General features: G+C 68.1%; 21 protein-coding genes and 1 pseudogene. 11 read left to right on the top strand and 11 right to left on the bottom strand.

Annotated elements, in window-relative coordinates; all coding sequences use genetic code 11:
- Nucleotides 1-66: 66 nt before the first annotated feature.
- Nucleotides 67-720 carry a class I SAM-dependent methyltransferase gene (locus IE226_RS38500; protein ID WP_190086187.1) on the top strand — a complete coding sequence of 218 codons (654 nt, stop codon included), beginning with the start codon at nucleotides 67-69 and terminating at the stop codon, nucleotides 718-720.
- Nucleotides 721-813: 93 nt separating this feature from the next.
- On the opposite strand, the gene IE226_RS38495 is transcribed toward IE226_RS38500, so the two are convergent.
- Together IE226_RS38495 and IE226_RS38490 are read right to left on the bottom strand one after the other, a co-directional pair.
- The gene (locus IE226_RS38495; RefSeq protein WP_229871821.1) at nucleotides 814-1,320 is read right to left on the bottom strand and encodes a DUF6262 family protein; all 507 of its coding nucleotides are present in this window, start codon (nucleotides 1,318-1,320) and stop codon (nucleotides 814-816) included.
- A gap of 8 nt (nucleotides 1,321-1,328) precedes the next feature.
- The gene (locus tag IE226_RS38490) at nucleotides 1,329-2,231 is read right to left on the bottom strand and encodes a site-specific integrase (RefSeq protein ID WP_229871820.1); all 903 of its coding nucleotides are present in this window, start codon (nucleotides 2,229-2,231) and stop codon (nucleotides 1,329-1,331) included.
- Between IE226_RS38490 and IE226_RS38485 the strand changes: the two genes are divergently transcribed.
- Entirely contained in the window at nucleotides 2,224-3,171 is a 948-nt protein-coding gene (locus tag IE226_RS38485; RefSeq protein WP_190086168.1) for a hypothetical protein, read from the top strand. The genes IE226_RS38490 and IE226_RS38485 overlap by 8 nt on opposite strands.
- A gap of 486 nt (nucleotides 3,172-3,657) precedes the next feature.
- Here IE226_RS38485 and IE226_RS38480 read toward each other — a convergent pair whose 3' ends face one another.
- From IE226_RS38480 to IE226_RS38460, 5 genes are all read right to left on the bottom strand, one after another.
- On the bottom strand, nucleotides 3,658-3,810 hold the full coding sequence (locus tag IE226_RS38480) for a hypothetical protein (protein WP_190086167.1): 153 nt from the start codon (nucleotides 3,808-3,810) through the stop codon (nucleotides 3,658-3,660).
- Nucleotides 3,807-4,688, bottom strand: a complete 882-nt coding sequence (locus IE226_RS38475) for a tyrosine-type recombinase/integrase (RefSeq protein WP_229871819.1) — start codon at nucleotides 4,686-4,688, stop codon at nucleotides 3,807-3,809. Before IE226_RS38475 ends, IE226_RS38480 begins: the two co-directional genes overlap by 4 nt.
- Nucleotides 4,689-5,125: 437 nt before the next feature.
- Nucleotides 5,126-6,100, bottom strand: a complete 975-nt coding sequence (locus IE226_RS38470) for a hypothetical protein (protein ID WP_190086166.1) — start codon at nucleotides 6,098-6,100, stop codon at nucleotides 5,126-5,128.
- 790 nt (nucleotides 6,101-6,890) lie between these two features.
- Complete coding sequence (locus tag IE226_RS38465; RefSeq protein ID WP_229871818.1) at nucleotides 6,891-7,823, bottom strand: immunity 49 family protein; 933 nt, start codon at nucleotides 7,821-7,823, stop codon at nucleotides 6,891-6,893.
- 224 nt (nucleotides 7,824-8,047) lie between these two features.
- Nucleotides 8,048-8,665 (bottom strand): hypothetical protein, encoded by a 618-nt coding sequence (locus IE226_RS38460; protein ID WP_190086165.1) that lies wholly within the window; start codon nucleotides 8,663-8,665, stop codon nucleotides 8,048-8,050.
- 184 nt (nucleotides 8,666-8,849) lie between these two features.
- Here IE226_RS38460 and IE226_RS38455 point away from each other — a divergent pair, with 184 nt between their 5' ends.
- The 3 genes from IE226_RS38455 to IE226_RS38440 all read left to right on the top strand — a co-directional run bounded on the left by IE226_RS38455 (nucleotide 8,850) and on the right by IE226_RS38440 (nucleotide 11,119).
- Nucleotides 8,850-9,362, top strand: coding sequence for a hypothetical protein (locus tag IE226_RS38455; protein WP_190086164.1), 513 nt, complete (start codon nucleotides 8,850-8,852; stop codon nucleotides 9,360-9,362).
- Nucleotides 9,363-9,452: 90 nt separating this feature from the next.
- Nucleotides 9,453-10,331, top strand: a complete 879-nt coding sequence (locus IE226_RS38450; protein ID WP_229871817.1) for a pentapeptide repeat-containing protein — start codon at nucleotides 9,453-9,455, stop codon at nucleotides 10,329-10,331.
- A 59-nt stretch (nucleotides 10,332-10,390) separates the two neighbouring features.
- On the top strand, nucleotides 10,391-11,119 hold the full coding sequence (locus IE226_RS38440; protein WP_190086163.1) for an SMI1/KNR4 family protein: 729 nt from the start codon (nucleotides 10,391-10,393) through the stop codon (nucleotides 11,117-11,119).
- 72 nt (nucleotides 11,120-11,191) lie between these two features.
- Here IE226_RS38440 and IE226_RS38435 read toward each other — a convergent pair whose 3' ends face one another.
- Nucleotides 11,192-11,758 (bottom strand): DUF4253 domain-containing protein, encoded by a 567-nt coding sequence (locus IE226_RS38435; protein ID WP_229871816.1) that lies wholly within the window; start codon nucleotides 11,756-11,758, stop codon nucleotides 11,192-11,194.
- A gap of 357 nt (nucleotides 11,759-12,115) precedes the next feature.
- Here IE226_RS38435 and IE226_RS38430 point away from each other — a divergent pair, with 357 nt between their 5' ends.
- The 5 genes and pseudogenes from IE226_RS38430 to IE226_RS38410 all read left to right on the top strand — a co-directional run.
- Nucleotides 12,116-12,520 (top strand): DUF5958 family protein, encoded by a 405-nt coding sequence (locus tag IE226_RS38430; protein ID WP_190086162.1) that lies wholly within the window; start codon nucleotides 12,116-12,118, stop codon nucleotides 12,518-12,520.
- Between the two features lie 250 nt (nucleotides 12,521-12,770).
- Nucleotides 12,771-13,004, top strand: coding sequence for a hypothetical protein (locus tag IE226_RS38425; protein ID WP_190086161.1), 234 nt, complete (start codon nucleotides 12,771-12,773; stop codon nucleotides 13,002-13,004).
- A gap of 99 nt (nucleotides 13,005-13,103) precedes the next feature.
- Nucleotides 13,104-13,697: a hypothetical protein gene (locus IE226_RS38420; protein WP_190086160.1), complete on the top strand. Its 594-nt coding sequence runs from the start codon at nucleotides 13,104-13,106 to the stop codon at nucleotides 13,695-13,697.
- 21 nt (nucleotides 13,698-13,718) lie between these two features.
- Entirely contained in the window at nucleotides 13,719-14,132 is a 414-nt protein-coding gene (locus tag IE226_RS38415) for a DUF4190 domain-containing protein (RefSeq protein ID WP_190086159.1), read from the top strand.
- Between the two features lie 931 nt (nucleotides 14,133-15,063).
- Nucleotides 15,064-15,492 (top strand): annotated as a pseudogene (locus tag IE226_RS38410) (citrate/2-methylcitrate synthase); the annotation flags it as partial.
- Nucleotides 15,493-15,663: 171 nt separating this feature from the next.
- Here the strand turns inward: IE226_RS38410 and IE226_RS38405 are convergent.
- The gene (locus tag IE226_RS38405) at nucleotides 15,664-17,880 is read right to left on the bottom strand and encodes an MMPL family transporter (protein WP_190086158.1); all 2,217 of its coding nucleotides are present in this window, start codon (nucleotides 17,878-17,880) and stop codon (nucleotides 15,664-15,666) included.
- 337 nt (nucleotides 17,881-18,217) lie between these two features.
- Here IE226_RS38405 and IE226_RS38400 point away from each other — a divergent pair, with 337 nt between their 5' ends.
- A complete protein-coding gene (locus IE226_RS38400; RefSeq protein ID WP_190086157.1) occupies nucleotides 18,218-19,420 on the top strand; it encodes a sensor histidine kinase in 1,203 nt (400 codons plus the stop codon).
- Here IE226_RS38400 and IE226_RS38395 read toward each other — a convergent pair.
- Together IE226_RS38395 and IE226_RS38390 are read right to left on the bottom strand one after the other, a co-directional pair.
- Entirely contained in the window at nucleotides 19,395-20,075 is a 681-nt protein-coding gene (locus tag IE226_RS38395; RefSeq protein ID WP_190086156.1) for a response regulator, read from the bottom strand. The two genes, IE226_RS38400 and IE226_RS38395, sit on opposite strands and share 26 nt — an antisense overlap.
- 289 nt (nucleotides 20,076-20,364) lie before the next feature.
- Nucleotides 20,365-21,126: a thioesterase II family protein gene (locus tag IE226_RS38390; RefSeq protein WP_190086155.1), complete on the bottom strand. Its 762-nt coding sequence runs from the start codon at nucleotides 21,124-21,126 to the stop codon at nucleotides 20,365-20,367.
- Between the last annotated feature and the right edge of the window lie 39 nt (nucleotides 21,127-21,165).

The following is a 21,165-nucleotide window of genomic DNA, read 5'->3' as shown; positions in this document are numbered from 1 at the left end:
GTAGCCATGTGACGGAAAGTCAGTCTCTAGGGGGTGGAGGCCGGCGCAGGGTGGACGAAGCTGCGAATGTGTGCCGGTGTTACCTTCTCTCCCGTGGGATACCAGGACGAGACCAGGGCGGCCTATGACGGGGTCGTCGAGCTGTATGCATCGTTGTTCGCTAATCGGTTGGAGACGCAGCCGTTCTCGCGGAACATGATCAGCACCTTCGCCGAACTGGTGCGTGAGACCGGAAACTTGCGGGCAGCCGACGTCGGGTGCGGGCCGGGACATCTGACGGCCATGTTGCACGACCTTGGGCTGGACGCTTTCGGGCTCGACCTCTCCCCAGTCATGGTCGATCACGCCCGCCGGGCCCATCCGGCGCTGCGGTTCGACGAGGCGAGGATGGAGGCCCTGCCGGCCGAGGACGGCTCGCTCGGTGGCATGCTGGCCCATTACTCGATGATTCATACCCCGCCTGGGGAATTGCCTGCACTGATCGCCGAGCAGGTGCGTGTCCTGGCACCAGGGGGCCTGCTCCTGGTGTCGTTCTTCGCGACTGACGGGTCGGCGCCGGTCCGCTTCGACCACAAGGTGACGCCCGCCTATAGCTGGCCGGTGGACCGGTTCGCCGAGCTGCTGGCCGGTGCCGGGCTCGTCCCGTTCGCTCGGCTGGTCCACGACCCGGCCTCCGAGCGGGGCTTCCTCGACGCCCACTTGCTGGCCCGCCGCCCCTAGAGACTGTCCGTGACCGGTTCTCGGCGGCCTTCGGCCGCCGAGAACCGGCGTGGGGTGACCTGAGCGATCAGATCGGACAGTGGCCAGTCGTGATCAAGGCCGGTGGTTCAGGGCACGGGTCAACTCCCGGTTCGCCGCTCGAGCAGCTTCCAACTCCTCTGTCCTCTCCTCGAGTTCACCTTGCTTGGCAGCGACCTCCTGCTCGAGGAGGGCGATGCGACGCTGGAGTTGGTCGATGTCGACGGGTGCGCCAAGACCGGATTCGGCCCAGATGGCATCGCCGAGCTGGGAAGACAGGCGGCTCTCCAGCTGCCGGACCCGTGCCGCGAGACGCTTGTTGCGTTCCAGTGCGTTCGTGAGGTCGGTCTGCAGCGAAGTCCGGCTGACCGCCGCTGTTCGGCCCTCCCCAACAGGGGTGTTGGCTGCGGCGTGGACGCGTTCGAGCAGATCACGATGGCGATAGATGAAGGTGCGATCGACCCGAGCGGCTCTGGCGAGCCCGGCGACGGTGATGTCTCCGCCGTTCTTGGCGGCGGTGTCGATGGCTTTGAGGACACGCTCGCGGCGGCGAGCCGAGGCGGCGCGCTTGCCCTCGATCATGGGGTTGGTCATCCTGCGGGCCTTTCGGGGCGGAGATCCTGGGCCGGCCTGACGCGGGGCAGACCGAGTGAGACGACGCGGCGGGTGCGGCGGACCGTGGTGACGGCTTGCTTGATCTGAATCCGGTCCTCCTCGGTGAGGTCCTCCAGGTCCTCCCGGACGCGTTTGACCAGGCGGCGAATCCGGGTGATCTCATCGTCGGAGGGCATGGCTTCGGCCTTCGCCCAGGAATCGGCGGCGAAGGCGGCCAGGCGTTCGCGGCCGCGGAGGAGGTCGGCGAGGTATGCCTCCAGGTCGGGGAGATAGGAGACGTCGGTGCGGAAGTGATCGCAGCCGACGCATCGGAACCTGACGGGGCAGTCGTGTCCGCCGGCCTGGACGTTGGTGGGTTCGGTGCAGAGCCCGCAGGGGACCTGGACTTCTCCGATGGCCCGGCGGGCGTGCTCGGAGTCGAGCAGGGCCTGGGCCTTGCGCCAGACGCGGTTGCCGTTCCGGTCGAACTGCATCGCGGTGACCCGCTCGACGGCCTCGCGCTTGCGGGTCTCGCTGACCCGGTAGTACTGCTGAGTGGTCGTCAGTTGGCGATGGTCCATGAGGGACTGCAGGGCATCGGGAGCGACGCCAGCGTCCGCGTGCCGCTGAGCGTAGGTGTGCCGGTAGGCATAAGGAAAGATCCTGGCCTTGTCGAACGGCAGCATCTTGGTGACCTGGCGGCCCTTGACCGTGACCACTGTGGGGACGAGGAACTCGGGCAGCGACTCGACCCAAGCGCGGTGGCGGGAGGCGAGCCATTCGGACGTGACCGGCTTGGTGCCCATCTTGTTGGTCAACACGGTGGGCAGCAGCTTGAGCTCGCTGGTGGGAGTGTCCGGGAACCGTGCCCGTACTCGTTCCTGCTGGGCGGTGATCACGGCGCCGGTCTCCCCGCTGATGGGCAGGCGACGGGCCTTCCGGGCCGACTTTGTGGTTGTCGTAGATCAGCGTCAGCTTGCCGTCCTCGTCGCGCTCGAGGCAGTCATAGGGAAGTCGGCAGATCTCCGCGGGCCGGCGGCCGGTGTCGATGATCAGCTCGACTCCGGTGCGGATCTCGGAGGATCCGGTGGCTTCGAGGCTGTCGAGGTGCTGGCAGAGCTGTGTCATCACCTCGGTCGGCAGGTCCTTGCCGGCCTCGTTGTCCTCGGGGTCGTCCGGAATGTCGTCGGCCTGCAGGCCGAAGGTCTCGCAGATCCCGTGCAGGGGCTGATCGCGCTGGGTCAGGCCCAGGGTCCGCATCCGGCTCAGCAGTCGCCGGGCGTATCGGACCACGCGGACGTGCGCGTATCCGCTGAGCTCGTCTTGTTCGTTCAAGAACCGCAGCCGGTTCAGGAAGACCGTCACGTCGACGCGCGCGACGGCGCGAACGTCCTCGCCGTGGTCGGGCCGGTTCAGCCGCAGGCTGTCCGAGAGCTGGACGATCGCGTTGATGTGGGACTGGACGGCCGTGCGGCTCTTGCCCCGCCGCTTGGGAATGTCGTCCAGGGCCCAGGCCTTCGTGGCCTCCCGCAGCCAGGACTGGCTGATCTTGTCGAAGTAGATGTTGCCGTCCAGGCCGAACGCGTAGCCGGACCAGATGTCCTTGTGCCGCTCGGTCTCGGGGGTCAGGCCGAAGCGGCCGAGGTGCTTGAGGAAGCCCGTGGCGATGTTCTTCGTCTGATGGTTGAAGGCGCCCAGGTCGAGCTCGGTGAGCGTGGTGACCTGCTGGGAGCGAACACGGTCGCAGAACGGTCGCAGGAGGTAGTCCTTCTGCATCACGCCCTCAGCCACGCGTTCCTGCAGGCTGTAGAGGATCTCGTGCACCACTCGATCGGGTAGTCCGCGCAGGCTGATCACACCATGCTCGGAGATTGCGTTCGTGGTGCGGCGCCAATGTTCCTCGTCGTCCAGCCCTCCCTTGCGGATCGCGGCCCGGCGGCGCTGGGCGTGCGCGGGGCAGTAGCCGGCCGGGCTCTGCCGCTGCCGGTAACACGCGGCGACGTTGCAGAGCCCGAACGCCTCCAACGGGACGACGTCGGGATGCCGTACGAACTCTTCGACCGGGATCTTGTAGATCCGCTTCTGCTGATGAAGGTGCGCAGCGCAGAGCGGAGTGGCCATGCCGTTGCTGGGCCGGGCGCACTGGGGAACCTGGCAGGAGACCGCGCCGATAGCCCGCCAGTTTCGCTTCGCGGTTCCGGCGAACTCCTCAATGCTCTGTCCACTCTTCTCCCACCGCTTCATGCAGCCGACACAAAGTCCCTGCTGAAACGCGTAGTAGACCATTTTGTCGCAGCCCGCTACCAAGCACTCCGGGGCGCTGAATTACGGATGATCGCGCGGGATGACCAGCAGCCTGACCTGCGGGTCCCAGGACATGAGCTGCAGAAACTCCGGGCTGATCGCCTCGCGCAGCGGATCGGTCAGCTCGTCCGCCGGAGCCTCGGCGGCGGAGACGACGGCGTGGATCACGGTCACCTGCCCTCGCCCTCGAACTGCAGGCGGGGAGAGGGAACCCGCTCGATGGCGTCCCGGAGCCGAGTGCGGCTCGGGTGGAGATACGGACGTGGCGAGTGGGGAGTCTTCTGGCCGAGCAGGGCCTGGACCTCGTCCAGGCTGCCGCCGGCGTCCGCGACGTTGCTGGCCATCGCATGGCGACACATCCGAGGCGTGATCATCCGGCCCAGACCGGCCCGGCGGGACAAGGACTCGCAGAGCTCGCCGATCGCGTCCGTCGTCACCGGCTTGCCATAGGGCGGGCGGAAGAGGTTGAACAGGAGGAAGTCGCTTTCGCTGGAGGGGAGTTGTTCGTGGCGTTCCAGTGCGTACTGGTCGAAAGCCTGGACCACTAGGAAGTCCACCGGCATCGCCCAGGTCTTCTTCGACTTCGACCAGGCGCCGTTCTCGTTCTGTCGCCGGGCGATGTGGACGTGGGCGCCGTCGATGTCGCAGCCCAGCGGCCGGGAGTCCATCAGCAGATGCGAGTCGCTGCGGCGCAGGCCCGCGACCTGCCCCGGACGCAGGCCGACGCGGGAGAGCAGCAAGAGCGTCAGCCGGTCGCGGGCGGAGCGGCAGGCCAGGAACATCGCCACGACCTCCTCGTCGCTGGCGCGGTCAATGTCCGTCTCCGGCTCCTGGACCCGGTGGCGAGCGCGCAGCCGCAGGCGCATGCCATCACTCTCGCCCCGAGCCTCCTCGGGCAGATCGCGGGTGTCGCCGATCTCGTAGATCTGTTCCAGCACCCAGCCCGGCACCATCTTGTTCGTCACGGCGTAGAGCAGGAACATCCGCACCGCGGTCAGGACCTTGTTGACCCGGATCTCGCCCCGGACGGGCTTCGCCCCCGGCCCCGGCACGACGACCGGAGCGTTGCCGCCGTGGCCCGGCGTCCACTTCAGCCTTCTGCGCCATGATCAGCAACCGGCCAAAAGCCCGGTACAACGCAACACGGCCCGCACTCCCGACGATTCCATGCCGGGAGTGCGGGCCGTCGTGGTCAGCTCTGCGAGCTGATACGGCCGCGTACGGCGTGCACGCTGGTGATGGCTGCAGCCATCCAGAAGCACGCCCCGGACACCGCAATCTGAACCGGTGCGTGAAGGAGCAGAGCCAGAACACACACAACGGCAAAGACGATGACGCCGCAGGCTATCGACGTGGTGTCACGCCAGACGGGTGTCATAGGTCTGCCTACGAAAAACAGGACCCCGATAGACAGGAGCACCAGAAGGGCTCCGCTGTAGATGAGCCACGAGCTGCTCAAAGCCATTCTCCGATCGCGTTGCTGTTGTTACTACTTGCAGTGCCCACCTGAGTACTGGCCCGGGATGAATATCCCCGCCGCGAACTTGACCTTGATGCACTTCTTGGCGTTCTTCGCCTTGAGCGCCGTCGTGGTGATGACCGCGGCGTGTGCACCCCAGTAGATGTTCAGACCCGGCGGGAGGAACCCCGAGACCACGCCGGACAGAGCGCCATTGTTGGCGATCGCCTTGGTCTCCTTCTTGTTGAAGTACGCAGTGCCCGTCACGATGCCCCACGTCATCTTGGGGTCAGCGACCACCGGGAATGCGGTCTCCTCGCCGGTCTCGATGGTCTGGATGAGATCGGTGCCATCCAGCTTGTAACTGGTGTGAACACTCTTGCCGTTCGCGTCCTTGGCCCACGGCGCGTCGATCGTGGCGACCGGGACGTGAATGCCTTCGGCGGCCTCGCGCGTGATCTCGAAGCCGCCCCGGGCGTCTTCGGTGATGCTTGCGTTCTTCGGGAGGTGGAGCTGGAATCGGTGGGTCTCGGCGGCCTTGTCATCCTTGAGCGTGACCAGGGTGCGGGCTCCGCCGTCCCTGGTCGGCTGCACGGCGATGTCCGTGGCGGCAGCGGCGTCGGGGTAAATCACGGTCCCCGATCCAGCCTTGACTCCGACGACGTCCTTGGCGCCCGGCAGGGTGAGGCCGAAGGAGTCGCCGTTGTCGTCAGCGGCATGGAGGGCGCCGTTCGCCCTCTCCGGTGCAGTGACCGTGAGGGCAGAGCCGTCCGTAGCCGTCACTGCCTTGGCCGGCGTGCCCGGTGCCGCCGTTGACGCAGCGATGTCGGCCGTCCCCGTGGCAGATTCCACGACAGCGGCAGCCCGGGCCGCGCCATCCGAAGGCGCGGTGGCGGTGGCGGCGTTGGCCGGGATCGCGGAGGCGAAGAGCGCTGCCCCGACAGTGGCGGATACAGCAGCGAGGGAGAGCTTGCTGAACTGGCGACGGTGTGTGCTGTTCTGCACGCGCCGTACTCCTTTGAACGTGCTTTTTCAGGCATTGCTCACAACCCATCCCTTCAAGGGTGATGGGCGTTTGCCGGGCCTTGCGGTCAAGATCGACTTCATCACACACAGAAGGGGTCATGCTGTGACGAGAGTCATAAAAAAGGCCTCGAATCTCCCACGGATCCAAGGTTTCTTAGCCGCATAACCTTTCAATCTCACGTTACAAATGAAAGCAACCTGCGATCCAAAATGACCGTCAGAGGGGGCACACTTCCGCCCGGCGGCTCAGTTCTCCGCGCAGGGAGCACCCCCGGTCCGTAGTCCGCAGCGCCTCGGTGAACCTTTCCAGAGTGATCGCTGATGGGGCGACCCCGAAGGGGGCGCAACGCGCGAGGCGCCCGTGCCGCTGAGAAAGGTGTCCGAGGTCTCGACTCATCGGCGCAGGTGGCTGCAGCGGCAGCTCGCAGCGGCGGTCGGCATCACGCGGGACCGGAGAGCCATGCCCTGTACGGGCGGGTCGACTCCCGAGTAGATCTTCTCGAACTGCCAGAACAGGGCAAAGGCGCCAATACGCTGCACCACCCCGGCTCACGTTGCGAAGGGCGGGCGGCATGAGCGGGTCGTCATCCTGGTCTGCTACTGAGCTCCTGCCGGGCGGATACTGCTCACGTCGCGCGCGAGGTCCGCGGCCGCCCCGGCGCCTGGCACGCCGCGGGGACCGGCAGGACCGTTTCGCCGGCTCCCACCGGATCGGGTTGCTCAGCTTGAGATTTGACCTTCGGGCCGGCATGCCGGGTCGGCGGTGAGCTCACTGGTTCAGCCATGGGTCGAAGGCGCCTTCAGGGGCACTGAGCATGGTCTGTGGCAGGTAGGCCGATCGGACACGCAGGCCCCAGCCGTGTACTTGGACGGCCAGTGCGGCCAGTGCGATGGTTTTGAGCGGCAGGAGGCTTCGGGGCGGTGCATCGTCGGGTGTGTTCTTGCGGTGATGGACAAGACGCCGTTCCAGGGCGTGCTCGAAGGCAGGCTGGTCATCGTCCAGGAGCACGCGCAGCAGATGCTGGTCCGGCGTCAGCATGTCGAGGACGTCCAGTTGCCGTTGTGCATCGGCGCGCTCGTCGGCAGTAGGCCGGCACAGTGTCACCGACGGCCAGTGGCGGGGAAGGTGCCCTTCGGCCCGGCTGAGGTAGCCGCACAGGGCGTCCATCTCCGCCAGCTCGCCCGGGTCCGACTTCGATTCCAGCTTCGAGTGCGGCACACCGCGGCGGATGTCGGGCGCGATGTCGCCCCGCAGCAGCAGCCCGATGGCCAGGTCCCGTTCCTGGATCATGCCGCTGGTCACCGCCAGCGTGAAGGCGTCCAGCCAGGTGCGCGCAGTGGCCACCTGCTTGACAGCGGCCCCGAAGTCGATGTTCTCGCTGCTGAGTTGCCGGTCAAGGAGGGCGAAGGAGATCTCCTGGTCACCCTGGGGGTAGCAGCCGAGGTCCGCAATCCCCAGGGCGCACTGGGCCGCGGTGCGCAGGATGATGTGTGACGGGGCGGTACCGGGCGCGGGGTCCGCCACCGTGCGGGCCGCAACATGATCGAGGAGCTCATCGCGCATTGCCTGCAACTCCTCATCGGAGTAGCAGTCGTACTGCATCGTGTGCCAGCGGGTGAAGGCCCGGCGCCGGATGTCGTCGAGTGCCTCTTCGATCCGCTGCTCACTCACGTCATGCCGGGCTATGTTCTTGATCGTCATGAGTTTCATCCTGGCACCCGCCACTGACACCGCAGGGGCGCCGGCGGCAGCCGCTGCCGGTGGAAGCCGAGCTCGGCCCATACGCCGAGCCGCACGCGCACGAGGGCTTACCGCCGACAGACCGCCGCCGACGGGCGGAGCCGGGCGCACGGCCGTGACCTGCGATGTCGCCCGCCGGCTTGATTATGCTGCGAGGTGTCAAGGCCCGCACCATGGATCTCTGGCTAGGGCAGACCCACGAGCCCCCATTTGCGGCGGGCGACTTCCGTAATCACGTCGCCCAATTCATGCAGCAGCGCGGTGAAGTCCTCGAAGGTGTCCGGGCGCCCTCCCCACCCCTCGCACTCGGCGGCGAACGGCCCGCGCAGCTGTTCGAGGTGGGACGCCACTCGCTCCCAGGCACGGGCCTTGGCGGAGACTGCCCCGGGCGGGCACACGAGAAGGACGCGCGGCCTCCAGCGATCGGCGGCCGGTGGGAACAAGCCCCCGCCGTCTGTCAGCGCTGGGTCGTCGGCCGGATCCGCGTCCCAGATCAGACCGCCGAGAAAGATGTCCATCTCCCGGCGGACGGATGCGTTGACGAGGAGCCGTATGTCGGCCCATGCATCGCCCGCGCGAGCGTGCGGGCCGTAGGCGCCGGTAGTGGTGAAGAAGTCGTACTCGGCGCACCATGCAGCCCGCCGGTCCGGGGGCCACAGCCAGCCGCCCGCTCCGGACCTCTGGTACTCGTTGCCAAACTCACGCGGCCAGGTCGTGTCGTCCAGTGCTCGGACCCGGCTCTCGACGGCGATGGCACTCAACTGCTCCCAGTCCGCCATGAACAGCGTGAGATCCAGACCCATGGCGGCAGTGTAGGCAGGCCCAGCGCAACAGACCTGAACGGGCTTGCACTTGCCGGAACTGCTGTCTGCCGACCGCCTGCGCGCGTGCGGCGAAAAGGCGGTCGGCCTACTCGGGGGGTGCCCCTAGGACTTTGGCCAAAGTAGTCGGTCTGCGTTGTGAGAGTGTGGCGGGCAGGATGGCGGCGTGGCTGATCTGCTGTGGGATGACGTCAAGAGCTTCTTCGACCCTGACCTGATGGGGTCGTTGCCGGACGTGGTTGTCCCCGAGACCTCGGTGGAGGACTGGCAGGCGGTCCTCGATCTCGTCGGGGTGAGCAACTGGATATGCAAGTACTCCGAAGGCGAGACGGTGCTTCCGGTGCCTCGCGCGGAAGCAGTGCTGTCTCGCCCGGCTGACGCGGAGTGCGCGGAACTGCGGGTCTGGCCGACTGCCGATGTATTGGCGATCTTCCGTTTCTATTCGGTCGAGGAGATCGACTTCGATGTTGATCTGCGGGAACTCCAGGGCCAGGAGCGACTCGACGTGCTCTGCGGCTTCCTCGCCGTGATCGGGCGGCGGTTGGGTAAGCCGGTGGTGATGTATTGCGAGGGCGGCGCTCCCAACCATCCGGTCCTCGGGTTCGATGTCGAGAGCGATCAGGTGGATCTGTTGGCGAAGCCGATGGCCAGACGACTGGCCCCACCCCGGCGGCACTGACCCGGCACCCCACCCACAGGGGACATCCGCCCCCGGTCAAGGCCCCATTGGCTGACCTGACGGCGGGCGGGCACGACGAACATCGTTGGAGTGATCGAGTTGCCCGACATGTGTGACGGCGTCCGGGCCGTGCGCGTACTGCCCCCGGTCGCCGAGGCTGCCGACGAACTCAGGACGTGGAGCGGCCAGGAGGACACCACCCTCGATCTGTGCGGCCTGGATGCGTCCGGCGCCGACCTCACCGGCGCCGACCTGGCCATGGGACTGTTCATCGAGGCCCTGCTCGCAGACGCGGTCCTGGCCGGGGCCGCCCTTTACCGCGCAGATCTGGCACGCGCCGTCCTGGACCGCGCCGACCTCAACCGGGCCTGCCTGGTCAAGGCAGCAGTCCTGGACGAGGCGAGCTTGCAGAACGCTCTGCTGGCCGGCGCGAACCTCGGCAGAGCCGACCTCTACAAAACCGACGCCCGCAAGGCGTGCTTCCGACAAGCGCGCCTCCACGGCGCCCTGTTGCTGGACGCACGTCTTGAGGGGGCAGACCTGAGCTGTGCCTCGCTACAGGAGACGTCCTTCCAAGTGCACCTGGACGAGCACACTGTGGTGCAAGGGCTCACCGGCAGCGTGTACCTCGTGGCCGACGGTGCGCACCACGAGCTGGCGGGCCGTGAACTGGAACGGTGGCTGCATCAGCGCGGCGCCACGGTGCACGTTCTCAACGCCGCATCGCCCACCACCTACTACGCACGGATCGACGACGACTTCCCCCGCACCAGGCCGGCGGGCATCGTGCGCCGCACCATCACCAACGGCTTCACCACCGATCACGCATTCACCCGGAACCTGCGCTGGGAGCCCACCGAATACCTGCGCCGGTACGAGCTGGGGCACAACGACACCGACCACGTCGAGATCAGCGAGGCGGAGGCCGAGGCGTTCATCGCCCGGATCACCAAAAACCCTCCGCCCTGACCCCGACTGCCCGTCACGAGCAGGTGAGGGCCGTAGAGCGCGACAGATATCGTCTTGGCATGACACACGAGTTCGACCTTGCTGCCCTTCTCGATGACGGTGTCAGGGGACGCAGCGGCGCTTGGAACTTCATCCGAGGCTTCGCTGGGCGTTGGGCCAGCCCTCTGGAGAGCGCCGATGGGTGGTCCGGGGCCGATCTGGCCGCAGCCGAGAAGAGGCTCGGACTGCGGCTGCCGGCCGCGTTGCGCGAGGCGTATCTGCTGTTCGGTCGCCGCCGGGATCTGACCAGCAACTACGACGTGCTCCTCGGCCCGGCCGAGCTCTATGTGGATGACGCCAGGGAGGCTCTGGTCTTCCGGCATGAGAATCAAGGCGCGGCATCTTGGGGCATCCTCCTCGATGGCCTTCAGGATGACGACCCTGCGGTATTCAGCCGGACTGACCTGATGGACAAGAGTGCCGAGCGATGGGAAGGCTGGCTGGAGCGCCTTTCCCTGTGCTTCGTTGAGATCGTTCTGTCCGAATCCCTGCATGCCGATGAAGAGCTCTGTGACTTCCTTGACGCGGATGAGTTCGACGTCGAGTCGCTGGAGGGGAACTTCGTCCGGCTGCCGTTCCCGGTGTATCCCATCGGTGACGAGGAAAACGGAAGCCGGTGGTTCCTGGGCCAGGACGTCCTGCTACGCGACGACGCTGGTGCAGCTATTTTTGCCCGTGGCCGTACGGCGGAAGACCTCGACCGCGCTCGGGACCTGATCCCAGGAGACTGGCTCAACGACTGCCGCTGACCTGAGCTCAAATGTGACGTCTCGTAGAGCGCTTCTCATCTCCGCGGTGACCGTTTCCCGGCTGGGCCGGGGTCAGTCCCACCAAAATTCCCAGCAGTGGGTGTCAATGAGTCTCTCGGCGTACGACGCGAGGGTCTGAGGGCGGGGGCCCTGCCAGATGTTGTCCGGGCAGAAGGCGAAGTGCTCGGCCGCGACGAACAGGGCGGCTTCGGCGGTCGTCGGGGGTGCGGCGACGCTCAGATGGAGTGTGTCGGAACCGACGGCGACCACGCGCGTACCGAAGCGCCGTTCCCAGTCACTCACCACGGCGGCGAACGTGGCGGTGTCGTTGTCCCAGTTGGCAGGCCCGTCCCAGCCTACGACGGCAAGGGCATCGGCATCTGAATGCGCGGCCACGAGGCCCAGACGTGACTGCGGCCGGCTGAGGACGAAACGCGCTGCGTACTCCGCTGCCAGATCGTCGGGATCTGCTGCCGCTTGACCGGCCGGCGCGAGGCCCGGCCAGGATTGGCCGAACGGGGCCGTCACGGCCAGTCGCTGGTCGGGCGACAGCATGTCGTCGTCCTCATCGACTGCGGTGTACGTCGCCCACCACTTCGCGAGCAAATCGGCCGGGTCGTGGTCATCCGGTGATGACATCTGCTCTGGGAAGAGCTCGCCGGTGCCCCAGGGCCGAAACTCACTGTCCCGCGGGTCCCGCGAGTCCAGCAAAAGGGGCCACACACCCCGGCCGGGACGTTCGGCGTGGATCCGCGTCCACGATTCCGCAGATACAGCCCCGTCGCTCAGCCACAGAGCTGCCACGCGTCCCTCACCTTCATCGGAGGTGACCAACCGGCCTGGCGGGAGTGGAACAGCAAGGGACGACAGCAGCTCTGGGTGCACAGGCGGATGTTAGCTGCGGGTTCTGACACGCTCGCGTGGATCGGCCGAATGGCCGGTGTGGTTCGATGCCGGGGAACGGATCTTTTCCGTTCTGATCGAGGGGGATGAGCCGTGAACGAGTGGGCCGTCATGTTCAACGAGTTGGCTCAGGAACGCCGCCCGATGACACAGGGCATCGCCTGGTTCGACAGCCTCCTCGCCGAGGAGCAGGTCGCAGCCCTGCGGCTCCTGTCTCACTACTGCGTCCAGGCGCGAGCCACGTCCGCCGACGGGCCGGCGGCCATTCGCCGCGCCGGCCTCCGCGCGACCCACACTCCGGCAGTTCTGATCACACGCGGCCGGATCAACGAACAGCTGGGGAAGATCGCCGGTCTGGCTCCCCTGGACGAGCGCCGGAAGGCGTTCCGCCTGTTGATCTCAGTGCTGGCGGTTGCCGACGGTCGCCGACGCCAGCGCTTCTGTTCCGACGGGTGCGGGCACGAGTGGCACAGGCTGCCTCTTACCGAACGTAGCTGAAGCTGAGTGAGAGCTGTCCTCGCGTCCGGCCAGGACACCTCCGACGGCGTCAGCCTCGACCAGGTCCTCGGGACCCGCCGGTGACCGAGGCCTGGCCCGCCCGGCTCTCCCCCGAGGCCTCCAAGTACCTCGCCGCCCAGGACACTCCCGTGCAGGAACTGGTTCGCGACGTCCTCGACATCGCCTCCCGCACACCATGGCGATGGCCCCAGGGGGACATCAGCGACCCCCCGAAGGCGAAGACCTCCGCATGGCGTCCGTCGAACCCGCTCGCAGTCGCCTGCTGGCGCAGAGCGCACCCCTGTACGGCGTCATCGGAACACCCCACGCGTACACGGTCAACGGCGTCACAGTCCTGGCGGCCGACGACGTCCCCGTCCCCTACGGGAACCCGGCGCTGCGGTGGTTCCCGGCCTCTCAACTCGTGCGCACCCTGTGGTCGTTCCGGGTCGTGGACCTGGACGACATCGCCCCGGCCGTCTAGATCAGCGTCCTGCCGTCCAGAGGTACGCGCTGGGCGGCAGCACAGAGCACAGTCCTGGCCACCGGCCGCCCCAACGGCCGCAGGAGGCCTCGAGAATCGATGCTCACCACACCCGCCTTCCGCAGCGTGGAAGACGACGCCTACCTTGCCTGCCTCCAGCTGGCCTCGGCCCAGGCAGAGCACCGCATCGCCGCCCGCGGAGGCAAAGCATGCGAGGTCATCGGCGTCGGGTTCCAACTATCCGACCCCCGCCAGAGACTCCCTTACCTGGCGGCGCGCAAGGCCAACCCGGTCTTCCAGTACGCCGAAGCGCTCTTGTACCTGGGCGGTCGCCGCGACCTGGAGATGATCGGCTATTACGCGCCCTTCATGCGCGCCGGTTCCCCCATCGGGATCCGCCGGGGGGAGTCCGCCTACGGCCACACGATCTTCACCCCCGCCGACGACGGCCTCTCGACGTTTGACCGCATCCTCGACCTGCTGCGCACCGGGACAGACAGCAAGCGCGGATACCTTCCCGTCTTCTCCCCCGCCGAGCTGGCCGTCAGCGACAACCACCTCGGCGTACGACGCGGCACAGGCCTTCGCCGGCCAGGCGGCCCACCCGTTTCGGACAGGTACGCTCGGCGGAATTCACGCATTCACAGACGGTGTCAGGGCATACGGACGGCTACGGCAACTCGACTGCACTAGGGCACAGATGGGTGTGATGTCATGTCCTTCCCCGAGTATCCCCAGACCTCCGGCCACGACGGACGGCCTCCCGAGCACTCCGGGATGCGGCCGGGCAACGGAATGGCGATCGCCGCTCTTGTTCTCGGCATTCTGGCGATCCTGCTCTTCTGGACTGTCATCGGTGGCGCACTGCTCGGCCTGCTGGCGGTGATCTTCGGCATCATCGGCGCGCGCAAGGCGCGTGGGGGCCGGGCGCCTCACGGTGTGATGTCGATCATCGGTGCGGTGCTCGGCGGACTTGGCCTGATCGCGTCCGGCGTGATCATCGCGATCGGCGCGTCGATCCTCAATTCGGACGAGTACAAGAACTTCGACGACTGCATCAAGCACGCCGACACCAAGAGCGAACGTGACGCGTGCGCGAAGGACTTCGACCGCGAATTGAACGACTGACCCGTCCCGAGCCCCGTGCCGTCGGTATCCGGGCGTCGCTGATTCCGCGTCTACTTCATACGCCGTAGAAAGATCAGCGACCGGCATGTGACGTGAACATCAGGGCATTCGGGCGTTTACCTGACAAGGAGTCATCCCATATGAGGGTGATTCTTGATGCCGACGATGCCGGGCTTTCGGATCCGGATGGAAGCCTGCGGCAGGGGCGCTGATCGCTGAGGACGGCTGGTTGATCGAGGGGCCGATGCCTGACGAACAGATGCCAAGCCATGTGGCCCTGTGGGAGCAGGTTACCGGTGGGACCCAGACACCCTTCTGACGCCTCGGATGACTCGTGCGTTGTCGCTGCCCCCTGGCCAGTATCAGCGGCCCGCCTTATGGAAGCCTCGGGCGTGCTGGCCCGGGGCCCAGGGGTGGACCAGCGCCACGGGCCGACAGGGAGCGCTCCGCGGCGATGAGGCCGCCCTCCTGGGCCGGTTTGCCGCCGTGCTGCCATGCCTGTGACCTGTCGCCCGGCGACGGGCGACGGGCGAGTGAGTTGGTCCCCGGAATCTTCCGGGCCGCGCAGGGCCACCATGCTCGTCCCCTGATCCGGGTTGTTCAGTACGGCAGCAAGCGGGCCGCGCCGGGAGGGCTGTGCACTTCGATCCATGCTCTTCACCTGCCAGGCTCGGCATTGCTGGACAGCGCGCTCGTACACCGCCTCATCCACGGGGACCGGGGCGAGCGACCGCGGCGAAGAAATCCGCCCAGCGGCCCGTCAAGTCGTTCCAGCAGGTCACGTTCGAGGAAGACCTGCGTCCCGAAGCGGCCATCACCGCGGACGCGGGGAGCAGATCACCATCCAGAGCAGATCGTGGCATGGCTGGGCGGCCAGGGCCCCTCCCCACCGACTCGGGCCGCCGCCCGTCGCTCGATGGCCAGTTGCCCGCCGCGCCAGGACCTGGCCGCCCGTTGCTTCTTCGAGGAAGTCGCCTGCCTGCTCTGGTGCGGCGAACTACCCGACAGCGTCCAACTGCGGAAGTTCCAGGCATCCGAACGCGCCATGCGCCCCCTGGACCGCACCACGTCCGAGTTGCTCGGCCGGCTGCCCGGCACCTGCCACCCCGTGGACGTTCTGCGCACCGCCGTCAGCTTCTTCGGCGCGGAGGATCCCACCGAGGACGACGGCAGCCCCGCCGCCAACCGCACCAAGTCCCTTACCTTGCCGGCCAGGCTGACCACCGTGGTCGCCGCCGACCAGCGCCGCCGCCGGGGCCTCGCACCGATTCCGCCGAATCCCGAACTCGGCTACGCCGAGAACGTTTTCCACATGTGCTTCGGCAGCGTGCCCGGCCCCGATGTTGTCCGCTGCTTCGAAAGGCCGGTGCCCGCCGCCCCTCTGACAGCGCCATACCCCTCCCTCGAACGCCTCGTCAGGTATCTGAACAGAACTCCTGACTCAGGAGACCAGTCCCCCAGCCGAAGAACCCCTCCTGATGCGCCCGCGCCCGCACACCCCGCGTGCGGGCGCATTGCGTACTCCGCGTACTCAACGGGTCGGCGCGCTGTCGGCTTCCCTGGGGGCGGGTTCGCTGAGCGCGGGGGCCGTGCTGCCGAGCTTCTCGCCTTCGACGTCGACGTGCGGCAGGCGCCGGTCGAGCCAGCCGGGCAGCGACCAGGCCCGTCGGCCGAGCAGGGCCAGGACTGCGGGCACGATGGTCATGCGGACCACGAACGCGTCGAAGACGACGCCGATGGCCAGGCCGAAGCCGAGCGACTTGATCATGGTGTCGTCTCCGCCGATGAACCCGGCGAAGACACCCGTCATGATCAGCGCGGCCGCGATGACGACCTTGCCGCTGTGCCTGAAACCCTCGATGACCGCCTGGCGCCCGTCGGCTCCGTGGACGTACGCCTCCCGGATCCTGGTGACGAGGAAGACCTGATAGTCCATGGCAAGGCCGAAGACGATACCGACCAGCAGAATCGGCACGAGGCCCATGATCGGGCCGGTGGTCTCCAGGCCGAACAAGTCCTTGAGCCAGCCCCACTGGAAGACCGCGACCACTGCGCCGAGAGAGGCAAGGACGGACAGCAGGAAGCCGAGCGCCGCCTTCAGCGGCACCAGGATCGAGCGGAAGACGAGGATGAGGACCAGGAAGGCCAGGCCGACGACAAGCGCCAGGTAGGGGACGACCGCGGCGGCGAACTTCGAGGCCACGTCGATGTTCATCGCGGTGGTGCCGGTGACCAGAGCCCGGGTGCCGGTGGAGGTCTGGACGTCCTTGGCCCGGGCGCGGATGGTGTGGACGAGGTCCTTGGTCGCCTCGCTCGCGGGCGAGCTCTTGGGGACGAGGGTGACCATCGCGGTGTCACCGGCCGGGTTGTACGTGGCCGGGGCGACGGTGGCTACGTCCTTCAAGTCCTTTACGCTGCCTTGGAGTTGACCGACCGCGGTCTTCGTGGCGGCCGGGTCGCTGCCGCTGACGACGAGTGTCAGCGGGCCGTTGAAGCCGGGGCCGAACGACTCGGCGAGCATGTCGTATGCCCTGCGCTCGGTGGTGGAGGTGGGCTTGGTGCTGTCGTCGGGCAGACCCAGTTCGATCCTGGTCGCGGGCAGCGCGATCACACCGAGGCCGAGGACCGAGAAGAGCAGGACCTTCCACGGGCGGCGCAGGACGAAGGCCGCCCAGCGCTCCGCCAGGGGCGGCTTCACGCCGGTGGTCTTCGGACGGGCGGACTTCGTGCGGGAAGCGCGGCCGAGGACGCGCTCGGGGGCGAAGGCGAGCAGGGCCGGGACCAGGGTGACGGCGACCAGGACGGCGACGACGACGGCACCGGCCGCGGCCATACCCATGGCCGTGAGGATGGGCAGGTTCACCACGGCCAGGCCGACCAGGGCGATGACGACGGTCAGACCGGCGAAGACCACCGCGGAACCCCCGGTGCCGTTCGCCCGCGCGGCCGCCTCGCGGGCGTCGTGGCCCAGGGCCCGCTCGGATCGGTAGCGGGAGACGATGAACAGGGAGTAGTCGATGCCCACCGCGATGCCCAGCATGGTCGCGAGCGACGAGGTGCTGCTGTGGAGATCCAGGGCCGTGGTGAGCGCGGTGATGGCGCTCGTGGTGATGCCGACACCCAGCAGAGCGGTCAGCAGCGGCATCCCGGCCGCGACGAACGATCCGAAGGTGACGATCAGGATCAGCGCGCCGAGCACGAAGCCGATCGCCTCGGCGGAACTGCTCGCCTCGGCGGGAGCCAGCGCGCTACCGGACGCCTCCACAATCAGGCCCTGACCGCGTGCCGCCTCAAGGACGTCGTCGAGGTGACTGTGGTCCGCGTCCGTCAGTTCAGCGGGCTTGGTCTTGTACGTGACCTGGGCGTAGCCGGTGGTGCCGTCGGCGCTGATGGTCTTCGCCTTGAACGGGTCGGCGACCGAGGCGACCCGCAGCGAGGATCCCCGCAAGCCCTTGAGCAGCGCGGAGACTTCGGCTCGTGGCCCGGCGGAGGCAAGCTTCTGCCCGTCGGGTGCCCGGACGGCGACACGGGCGCTCGCCCCGTCGGCGTTGGCCGCGGGGTACTTCTCGCCGAGCACGTCGTACGCCTTCTGCGCCTCGATGCCGGGCAGGGTGATGTTCGAGTTGCTGCTGCCGCTACTGCCGGCCGCCGCAACTCCCGCGGCGCCGAGTACGACCGCCCAGAGCAACAGGGTCAGCCAGCGACGCCTGAACGCGCCGCGCCCGAGGCGGTGCAGGAAAGTAGCCATGAGAACAACCAGCTCCGTACGTCAGGAACGAGACGAGGATGGGCAGCAGTTGGGGCCCCGGCCTGCTCGCCCGCAGGGTGTGCCGGGCGCTGTCCCCACAGACCGCGGCGCACCCTCCGGGGCCCCGTAAGCCTGGAGCTCCAAGAGGTGCGCCCCCGGCCCTTCGTCGTCGACGGGCCGGGGACGGGGCATCGGCGCCGGGGGAACGCCCGTGCCCCCGAACCATGCTGCGATAACCCTCGGCGACGCGGCGTCGGCCGTGAGTACGGACTGCTGCGTGTCTTGTCGGTCATCCGGCCGACACCACGGGCGCGATCCGGCTCCCTAGGCTGGTGGCGTGGACTGGAAGCTTCCTTTCTTGCCCGGCATCCGCCGCGTCGTCTCCGCCGCCGCGGTGGTGTCCCTGGCCCTGCTGTGGGCGGCCGACATCCTGGTGCTGCTGTTCGTGACCGAGCCGCCGATCGCGCCCACCAGCTGGCTGCCGGTGTTCGTCACCGGCCCCTTGGCCGCGCTCGCGCTGCCCGGCACCCACCGCCCGCTGCCCTTGCCGGTGCGGGCGGTGGGTGCGGCCGCCATGTCCCTCACGCTCAGCTGCGTCTGCTTGTTCGTGCCGGTGAGCGGGACCGACTTCGGGTATCTGGAGATGTTCGCGCTGCTGTTCCTGATCATCCGGACACTCGCCCAGGTCCACAGCACCCGCGCCACGGCGTGGACGGTCGCCGCCCTGACCGTCAGCATGCTGATGCAGACGCTGCGCACCCGGACGCTGGACGGCTTCGTCGGGGGCAGCTACATGGTGACGATTCTGCTCTCGCTCGGCATCGCCATGGGGTGCGTCGTCCGCGCGTCCGAGGCCCGTCGGCAGCGGGCCGTACAGGACGTACGGCACGCCGAACGGCTGGCTCTGGCCCGTGATCTGCACGACCTGATCGCCCATCACATGACGGGCATCATCGTGCAGGCCAACGCGGCCAGGACCGTCCACGCGACCGCGCCCGAGAAGGTCGAACCGGCCCTGGAGGCGATCGCCCGGTCCGGTACGGAGACCTTGGAGTCGATGCGGCGGCTGGTGCGGGTGCTGCGCGAGGACGGCCATCAGGCGCTGCGGCCGGGCGATCTGCTCGCCGAACTCGGGGATCTCGTCGGTGAGTTCTCCCGGCGCCGGCCCGACGCTCCGGCGGCGCGGCTCGAGGCGAGCGCCGCGGTCCGCACGAGCCGGTTCAGCCCGGAGGCCGAAGCCACTGTGCTGCGGGTGGCCCGCGAAGCCCTCACCAATGTGCTGCGGCACGCCCCGGACGAGCGGGTGACCGTGCGTCTGGACGCCGACCCGGGGTGGATGCGGGTGACGGTGACCAACAGCGCGGGACAGCGCCAGGCGGACGATCCGGCGGGCGGGCGCAGCGGCTTCGGCCTGATCGGGCTCCGGGAGCGCGTCGAGGCGCTCGATGGCACGTTCCGGGCCGGTGTCACGCGCTCCGGTCAGTGGGCGGTGGTGGCCGCACTGCCGCGTCCCCTCATGGACGCCGATCCCGCGAGGTGACGACTCCGTTCTCCCACGCCCAGGCCGCGATCTCCACGCGGTTGCGGACCTCGACCTTGGCCTGGACCCGGGCCAGGTACGTCTTCACCGACGACAGCGACAGGAACAGCTCCTCGGCGATCTCCTGGTTCGTACGTCCCACTGCCACCAGGCGGGCGATGTCCGTCTCCCGGCCGCTCAGCCCGGCGGCCTCCTGCCGCTCCTCGCCGTCGGCTCTGTGCCGCAGCCCGCGCAGCAGCCGCACGGTGACCGCGGGCGAGACCAGCGCGTCGCCGCGAGAGGCCGCCCGTACCGCCTCCACGAGCAGCGCGGGCGGAGCGTCCTTGAGCAGGAAGCCGCAGGCGCCGAAGCGCAGCGCGTCGCGTACGTAGTCGTCCTGGTCGAAGGTGGTGATCACGACGACGTTCGTCGCGGATTCGCCGGGCGGCTCGCCCGCCAGGGTGCGGGTCACCTCCAAGCCGTCCATCCGCGGCATGCGGATGTCGGCCAACACCACCGCGGGGCGCAGCCGTCGGGCCAGCTCGACGCACTCGACACCGTCGCGGGCGACACCCACGACCCGGATGCCCGGCTGGGCATCGAGGATCATCTCGAAGCCGGTCCGGACCAACTCCTGATCGTCGGCGATCACGACATCGATCAGGTCATCGGCCACGGCCCGTTCCTTCCGTCTCTGCCAAGAGTCGCCCCTCGCAGGCGTCCACTGCCAGGGGGCTCATCGTAATCTCGGGGACCGAACCGGCCGGGTTGGTTACGACGCGCGGTCGGAGGCTGTGGCCAAGGTCGGCGGCGGGCAGGTCCAGGAAGGTGCGGCCGAGGGCTTCGGCGCTGAGTTCGCACCCGGTGGCCGTCTGGGCACGCGGTCGCATATCCGCGCGACGGGGGCTGGATCACCTGCTCGTCCAACCCCCGTTCCCTGCCTCTATCGACGCCTGCCCGAGCGCCTAGCCGACGGCTACGGCACCGCGCAGCGCCTCCCGCATCAGTGCGATCACCTCCGCCGCGCGCGAACTGAGGTAAAAGTGGCCCCCCTGGAACGTCCGGATGTCGAACGCGGCTGTCGTGTGGGAGCGCCACTCCTCCGCTTCCGGCACCGTCGTCTTCGGATCCGCGTCGCCCACCAGAGCGGTGATCGGGCACTTGACGGTCGCGTCCACCGGGCCGTAGGTCTCGATCGCCCGGTAGTCGCTGCGGATCGCGGGCAGCACCATGCGCAGCAGTTCCTCGTCACCGAGTACCTGGGTGTCGGTGCCGCTCATGGCCTTCATCTCGGCCACGATCCCCTCGTCGTCCCGCTGGTGGACGTTCTCCACGCGTCGCGTCGAGGGTGCGCGCCTGCCGGAGGCGAACAGCACCGCGGGCGTGTGGCCCTGCTCCTCGAGCCTGCGCGCGACCTCGAACGCTATGACCGCGCCCATGCTGTGCCCGAAGAACACGACCGGCCGGTCGAACAGCGGCGCCACCACGGGCGCGATCCGGTCGGCGAGCACGCCGAGGTCGTCCACGTTCGGCTCGGACCTCCGGTCCTGACGGCCGGGGTACTGCAGGGCCGTCACGTCGCAGTCGCTTTGGAGCGCGGCCGAGACGGGGAAGTAGAAGGTCGCCGATCCGCCGGCATGCGGGAAACACACCAGCCGGGCCGGGGCCTTCGGCGCGGGGTGGAACCGGCGGAGCCAGAGGTCGCCGCTGCCGTCGGTAACAGTCATGTTGATCGTCCGTTCTGCTGTGGATGTCGGTACTTGTTC

This window comes from Streptomyces longisporoflavus (assembly GCF_014649775.1).
Classification (GTDB): Bacteria; Actinomycetota; Actinomycetes; order Streptomycetales; family Streptomycetaceae; genus Streptomyces; species Streptomyces longisporoflavus.
This window is presented reverse-complemented; position numbering and strand designations above follow the sequence as displayed.

Excerpts from the sequence above, each read along its gene's own strand:
- IE226_RS38495 (WP_229871821.1), bottom strand. The coding sequence starts at position 1,320 with ATGATCGAGGGCAAGCGCGCCGCCTCGGCTCGCCGCCGCGAGCGTGTC.
- IE226_RS38465 (WP_229871818.1), bottom strand. The coding sequence starts at position 7,823 with ATGACGATCAAGAACATAGCCCGGCATGACGTGAGTGAGCAGCGGATC.
- IE226_RS38390 (WP_190086155.1), bottom strand. The coding sequence starts at position 21,126 with ATGACTGTTACCGACGGCAGCGGCGACCTCTGGCTCCGCCGGTTCCAC.
- IE226_RS38425 (WP_190086161.1), top strand. The coding sequence starts at position 12,771 with ATGGCGTCCGTCGAACCCGCTCGCAGTCGCCTGCTGGCGCAGAGCGCA.
- IE226_RS38405 (WP_190086158.1), bottom strand. The coding sequence starts at position 17,880 with ATGGCTACTTTCCTGCACCGCCTCGGGCGCGGCGCGTTCAGGCGTCGC.
- IE226_RS38435 (WP_229871816.1), bottom strand. The coding sequence starts at position 11,758 with ATGTCATCACCGGATGACCACGACCCGGCCGATTTGCTCGCGAAGTGG.
- IE226_RS38440 (WP_190086163.1), top strand. The coding sequence starts at position 10,391 with ATGACACACGAGTTCGACCTTGCTGCCCTTCTCGATGACGGTGTCAGG.
- IE226_RS38460 (WP_190086165.1), bottom strand. The coding sequence starts at position 8,665 with ATGGGTCTGGATCTCACGCTGTTCATGGCGGACTGGGAGCAGTTGAGT.
- IE226_RS38500 (WP_190086187.1), top strand. The coding sequence starts at position 67 with ATGTGTGCCGGTGTTACCTTCTCTCCCGTGGGATACCAGGACGAGACC.
- IE226_RS38420 (WP_190086160.1), top strand. The coding sequence starts at position 13,104 with ATGCTCACCACACCCGCCTTCCGCAGCGTGGAAGACGACGCCTACCTT.
- IE226_RS38415 (WP_190086159.1), top strand. The coding sequence starts at position 13,719 with ATGTCCTTCCCCGAGTATCCCCAGACCTCCGGCCACGACGGACGGCCT.